Origin of the sequence: Mesorhizobium sp. M0437 (assembly GCF_040321335.1) — a bacterium.
Taxonomy (GTDB): domain Bacteria; phylum Pseudomonadota; class Alphaproteobacteria; order Rhizobiales; family Rhizobiaceae; genus Mesorhizobium.
The window spans coordinates 1-5,720 of record NZ_JAMYRK010000135.1 but is presented as its reverse complement, the minus strand read 5'-3'; the positions used below and the strand labels follow the sequence as shown (position 1 = coordinate 5,720).

At 63.5% G+C, this 5,720-nt stretch carries 7 protein-coding genes; 5 read left to right on the top strand and 2 right to left on the bottom strand.

Annotated features, from left to right (window positions below; genetic code table 11):
- Nucleotides 1-5: 5 nt before the first annotated feature.
- The 4 genes from NKI72_RS33885 to ppa all read left to right on the top strand — a co-directional run bounded on the left by NKI72_RS33885 (nt 6) and on the right by ppa (nt 2,792).
- Complete coding sequence (locus NKI72_RS33885; RefSeq protein ID WP_502909009.1) at nt 6-872, top strand: TPM domain-containing protein; 867 nt, start codon at nt 6-8, stop codon at nt 870-872.
- 10 nt (nt 873-882) lie between these two features.
- Nucleotides 883-1,521: a TPM domain-containing protein gene (locus NKI72_RS33880; protein WP_352540896.1), complete on the top strand. Its 639-nt coding sequence runs from the start codon at nt 883-885 to the stop codon at nt 1,519-1,521.
- A gap of 117 nt (nt 1,522-1,638) precedes the next feature.
- Nucleotides 1,639-2,145, top strand: coding sequence for a GNAT family N-acetyltransferase (locus NKI72_RS33875; protein ID WP_023678138.1), 507 nt, complete (start codon nt 1,639-1,641; stop codon nt 2,143-2,145).
- Nucleotides 2,146-2,261: 116 nt separating this feature from the next.
- On the top strand, nt 2,262-2,792 hold the full coding sequence (ppa, locus tag NKI72_RS33870) for an inorganic diphosphatase (RefSeq protein WP_352451245.1): 531 nt from the start codon (nt 2,262-2,264) through the stop codon (nt 2,790-2,792).
- Between the two features lie 17 nt (nt 2,793-2,809).
- Here ppa and NKI72_RS33865 read toward each other — a convergent pair whose 3' ends face one another.
- Nucleotides 2,810-3,400: a hypothetical protein gene (locus tag NKI72_RS33865; RefSeq protein WP_352767490.1), complete on the bottom strand. Its 591-nt coding sequence runs from the start codon at nt 3,398-3,400 to the stop codon at nt 2,810-2,812.
- A gap of 98 nt (nt 3,401-3,498) precedes the next feature.
- Nucleotides 3,499-4,104: a TetR/AcrR family transcriptional regulator gene (locus NKI72_RS33860; RefSeq protein WP_352540898.1), complete on the bottom strand. Its 606-nt coding sequence runs from the start codon at nt 4,102-4,104 to the stop codon at nt 3,499-3,501.
- Between the two features lie 82 nt (nt 4,105-4,186).
- Here NKI72_RS33860 and NKI72_RS33855 point away from each other — a divergent pair, with 82 nt between their 5' ends.
- The gene (locus NKI72_RS33855; protein WP_352852094.1) at nt 4,187-5,470 is read left to right on the top strand and encodes an MFS transporter; all 1,284 of its coding nucleotides are present in this window, start codon (nt 4,187-4,189) and stop codon (nt 5,468-5,470) included.
- The last annotated feature ends 250 nt before the right edge of the window (nt 5,471-5,720 follow it).

Genomic DNA, 5,720 nt, shown 5'->3' with positions numbered 1-5,720 from the left:
CCCCGGTGGAATCCGGCCGTTTCACCAAAATGATCGGCACCGCGCTGTTGGCCATGGCGGTGCTGCTGGTCGGCTTCGCGGCCTTCGCCGCCGCACTGCCGGCGCTGCCCGGACGGGTCGTCGACAATGCCGGCATCATCGATGCCGCGACCGAGGCGGCGCTGACGCAGAAGCTTGCCGAGTTCGAGACCAAAGGGTCCGACCAGATCGTCGTCGCGACCATTCCCAGCCTCGACGGCGAGGAGATCGAGCCTTACGCCAACCGGCTGTTCCGCGCCTGGAAACTGGGCCAGGCGAAGGAGAACAACGGCGTCCTGCTTCTGGTGGCGCCGAACGACCGCAAGATGCGCATCGAAGTCGGCTATGGGCTGGAAGGCACGCTGACCGACCTGCACACCAAGCTGATCATCGAAAACGACATGGTGCCGGCCTTCCGTGCCGGCGATTTCTCAGGCGGCATCAGCAAGGCCGTCGACGACATGATCATGGTGCTGGAAGGCAATCCCGAAGAACTGGAGGCGCGCGGCAAGCGCAATCCGGCGAATGACAATCCTGTCGATCCCATCTTCATGCTGTTCATCGTCCTGTGGGCGACGATGTTCTTCGGCGGCTTGGCAATGGCGTTCCTGCCGCCGATCTTCGGCACGAAGCTGTCGCCGGGCGTGTACAAGTGGCTGGGCATGACGTTCCGCTACGGCCGTGGGCCAGCTTCGTCATCTTCCGGCGGCGGTAGCTGGACATCCGGGACCTCGTCAGGCAGTGGCTGGTCGTCTGGAAGTTCCGGCAGCGGTTGGTCGTCCGGAAGTTCGGGCGGCGGGTTTTCAGGCGGCGGCGGCTCGTCCGGCGGCGGCGGTTCTTCAGGAAGCTGGTGAGACATCAATCATGGCAACACGACCGATCAGCCCCGAGGATCATGAGCGCATCGCCGATGCGATCCGCGCTGCCGAATCAAAGACCGACGGCGAGATCTACTGCGTCGTGGCGCATGCCAGCGACAGCTATTTCTTCCCGGCCGCTTTCATGGCGATGCTCAGCATGCTCGTCGTCAGCCTCGCCGTCGGTTACGGGCTGGAAGCCTGGTGGCTGTCGATCCGCTTGCCGCATTTCGTCATCGCCGAGCTTCTGGCGCTTGCCAGTGTGCTCATCCTGTTGTGGGCATTGCCGGCACTGCGCATCCATTTGGTGCCGAGGCGGCTGCGCTACCAGGCCGCCCACGCCAATGCGATGAAGCAGTTCCTCGCCCGCAACGTCCACCGCACCACGGCGCGCACTGGCGTGCTGGTGTTCGTCTCGATTGCCGAGCGCTACGCCGAGGTGGTCGCCGACAGCGGCATCGATTCTCGTGTCGGCCAGCATGTCTGGGACGGTGTCGTCCGCGACCTTACGGCGCATGCCGGCGACGATCGGCTTGCCGAGGGGTTCGTCAAGGCGATCCAAGCAGTCGGTGGGGTACTGGCCGAGCATTTTCCGGTCTCGACCGGCGACAGCAACGAACTGGACGACCATCTGGTCGAGATTTGATCTCGCCAAAAGCGGTTTCGCAGCGTCTCAAGGACGCACCGTCCGGCTGTGTGAAAGCATCGCGGCGGTTGACCGGACTCTTGCAATCGGGCGCGGCGGGTTTATGGTTAACCAATCATGAATACGCTGAGCATCGACATCAGGAAAGCCGAACCGCGCGATGCAGCCGCCATCGCCGACGTGCATCTCGAGGCCTGGCGCGGCGCCTATTCAGGCATCATCCCGCACCGCACGCTGACATCGATGATCAACCGCCGCGGCGCCGACTGGTGGGCGAATGCCATTCGCCGCGCTGCCACCGTCCTGGTCGTCGAAATCGGCGGCAAAATTGCCGGCTATGCGACGATCGGCAAGAACCGCGCCCGCGAACTCAGGCAGCAGGGCGAGATCTACGAACTTTACCTGCGGCCGGAATATCAAGGCATCGGGCTCGGCAGCCGGCTGTTCTCGGCCGCGCGGGCACGGCTGGCCGACCATGGCCTGAAAGGCATGGTGGTCTGGGCGCTGGAAGACAATCAGAACGCACTTGCCTTCTATGCCGGCGCCGGTGGCCGCGATGTTGCCGAAGGCGTCGAGATCTTCGAGCAGAAGGCGCTGAAGAAGGTCGCTTTCGTCTGGGAATGACGGCCAGCGCATGATCCGGCCGGTTTTCGGTTAGGACGGTCTCCCCGTACCATTCGCCGCATTGCACCATTCGCCGTCGCCCGCTATCGATCTGCAATCGAGAGAGGGATAAAGCGATGCGTATCGAAGCGATTGCCAGCGGAAAGAACCCGCCCGAGGACGTCAACGTCATAATCGAGGTGCCGATCGGCGGCGAGCCGATCAAGTACGAGATGGACAAGGAGGCCGGCACGCTGTTCGTCGACCGCTTCCTGCACACTTCGATGCGCTATCCCGGCAATTACGGTTTCGTACCACACACGCTGTCGGGCGACGGTGACCCGATCGACGTATTGGTCTGCAACACGCGCGCGCTGGTGCCAGGCTGCGTCATCAATGTGCGGCCGATCGGCGTGCTGGTGATGGAGGACAATGCGGGCCAGGACGAGAAGGTCATCGCTGTGCCTTCGCCCAAGCTGACCTTGCGCTACGAGGACGTCCACGAATACACGCAATTGCCCGACATCACCCGCCAGCAAGTGCAGCACTTTTTCGAGCACTACAAGGATCTCGAACCCGGCAAATGGGTCAAGATCGAAGGCTGGTACGATGCGGCCTATGCCAAGAAGATGATCGTCGAGGCAATCGAGCGGGCCAGGCGCAAGTAATTATCGGGCGCAAATAATCAGTTGTCGACGCGGCCGAAAGCGGGCGCGTCGCCCAGCACCTCACGCTTGTCCTTGCCGCAGGCGAAGGTGCGTGCCTTCTCGTCGGCAAGCTTGCGCGCCTGATCGTTGGCGGCGGGATTGCCGGTGGCGAGCACAAGGCCGATCGTGCAGCCTTCGTGGGCGTCAGGCTGGGCAACCTTGGCCACAATCAGCACTTCCGTCGACTTGTTCTCGCCCTCGGTATCGCTGATCGAGCGACGATGAATGACGGCGAACGGAATGGCAGTTTTGCCGTTGGTTTCGATCCGCCACTCGACCTTGGGTCCAGCCGAATTGAGGCCGGAAAAGCTTTCCCAGACCGTGGTCATATCGCCAGGTGGAAAGCCGTAGAACAGCGATTCCCGCGCATCGTCGTAGGAAACCAGCACCGGGTAGCCGCGGTAGCCCGAACAGGCGAGATCGGCCCAGTCGCCGTTGCCTTCTTCCGCTTGGGCATAGGTGACGCAGTCCTTCTCCCAATCGAGATCGGTATAGACGCTGGATATGTCGCCGGCCCGGGCCGCCTGGCAGAAACCGGCGAGGGCAAGCGGGATCAAGAGAGCGCGCATGGCGGAACAACTCAGTTCAGGGGGCGCAGCGTACCGTCAAATTTAGCAGCAGCCTAGAGGAAGTCAGGCTGCGCACAGTGGTCTGGCAAAACGGAACACTATTTCTTCAAACTTGCCTCTATCAGAAGATCGGCGTTGCGGGCCACCGACTGCGCCGGTCCGCCGGCACCGAACAGCTGGCCGCTAATATAGGCGCCCTCGATCAGCAGCAGCAGCCCGTCGCCCAGCGTCTCGGCGTCGCCGGCGCCCATCGCCGCCGCCATGGCGCGCAGGCGGCGGCGCAGTTCCTGCTTATTGGCCTCACTCACGACGCGGGCCGGATGGCCATGTTCGGGATATTCGACCGCGGCATTGGTCATGCCGCAGCCGCGATAGTCGGGCCTTTGCGTACGCTTGCCGACACGCGTCAGGAAGGCGACGATCTGCGCGCGCGGATCGCCGGGATGGGCATCCACCGCCTCGTCGAAACGCTCCCAGAATTCGAGGTCATAGTGCCGGAGGTAGGATGCGGCCAGCTCGTCCTTGGACGGAAAGCTGCGGTAGAGGCTGGGCTTGGTGACGCCGGCACGCCGCACGATCTCGTCGACGCCGATCGCCCTGATGCCTTGCCGGTAGAACAGATCGCGCGCCACCTGGAGAATCCGTTCGGCGGCGCGAGGCGGCGGTGCGTCATTCGCCTTGATCGTTGGTTCAATGCTTTTCATGCCTGGTCTGCCGATTAGCTGGTTGACAATGTTACAGGTCGGTACGTATGTTTCGCGCTCCTGCAACGTACCGGTCAGTAACATGATAGCTCAATCCCGCCCGTTTGGCCAGCGCTACGCTTTCGTCGTGGTCGCCGTCATCTTCCTTTGCCTGCTGATCGCAGCGGGCCTGCGTTCGGCGCCGGCAGTCATGATGCTGCCGCTGGAGAACAGTTTCGGCTGGCGGCGCGACGTGGTGTCGCTGGCGGCGGCCACCGGCATCTTCCTCTATGGCCTGACCGGGCCGTTTGCCGCGGCGCTGATGGAGCGGATCGGGCTGCGCCGCACCTTGCTTGCCGCGCTGCTGTTGATGTCGGGATCGACCGCGCTCAGCCTGTTGATGACCAAACCGTGGCATCTGCTCCTCACCTGGGGCGTGTTTTCCGGCGTCAGCTCGGGCGCCGTCGCCACCGTGCTCGGCGCGACCATCGTCAACCGCTGGTTCAAGACCAATCGCGGCTTGGTGATGGGACTGATGTCGGCGTCCAGTGCCACCGGGCTGCTGGTCTTCCTGCCGCTGCTCGCCTCGCTCGCCCAGTCGGGCGGCTGGAAGCCGGTCGCCATCGCCATTGCCGTGGCCACCGCCTGCCTGGTGCCGCTGGTCTATATGCTGGTGCCGGAGCGCCCGGCGTCGATCGGCATGGTCCGCTATGGCGCCGATGCCGACGACGTGCCGCCGGTGCCGCCAGCCTCGCAAGGCAATTTCCTTTCGCATACATTGAGCACGCTGCGCCGCGCCGCCGGCACGCGCGTCTTCTGGTATCTGTTCGCCACCTTCTTCGTTTGCGGCTTCACCACCAACGGGTTGGTCGGCACGCATCTGATCGCCTTTTGCGGCGATATGGGCATCGGCGAAGTGCAGGCCGCAGGCCTGCTCTCGATGATGGGCATCTTCGACCTTATCGGCACGACGCTGTCGGGCTGGCTCACCGACCGTTTCGACCCGTGCAAGCTGCTCGGCGTCTATTATGGCATTCGCGGCCTGTCGCTGATCTATCTGCCCTATTCCGGCTTCTCGGCGACCAGCCTGATCATCTTCGCGGTGCTTTACGGACTGGACTGGATCGCCACCGTGCCGCCGACGCTCAGGCTTTCCAACGAGGCGTTCGGCGACCGCAGCGGGCCGATCGTCTTCGGCTGGATCGTCGCCGGCCATCAGGTGGGTGCGGCAACGGCGGCCTTTTTCGGCGGCACCATGCGCGAGCTTCAAGGCAATTACGAGCTTGCCTTTCTGATTGCCGGCATGACGGCAATAGCCGCTGCCTGCATCTCGCTGCTGATCAACACCACCCGCCCGGCCTTTGATCCGGAACCGCAGGCGGCGTAGGGCGCAATCGGCCGTGCTAATCTCCCCCCTTGAGGGGGAGATGGCCGCGAAGCGGCCAGAGGGGGTCGGTCCAACCGGGCTCGGCCCCTTATCGCAGGCGCAAGAGGTCGGTGCTCCATCCGAGACGACCCCCTCTGTCGCCTTCGGCGACATCTCCCCCTCGAGGGCAGGGGAATCGCATATGGCGATTTTGGGGTTGAGTTTAGGCTGAGAAAGGATTCTTTGGAGAGGCAGTTGAGCGAAGGAGCGA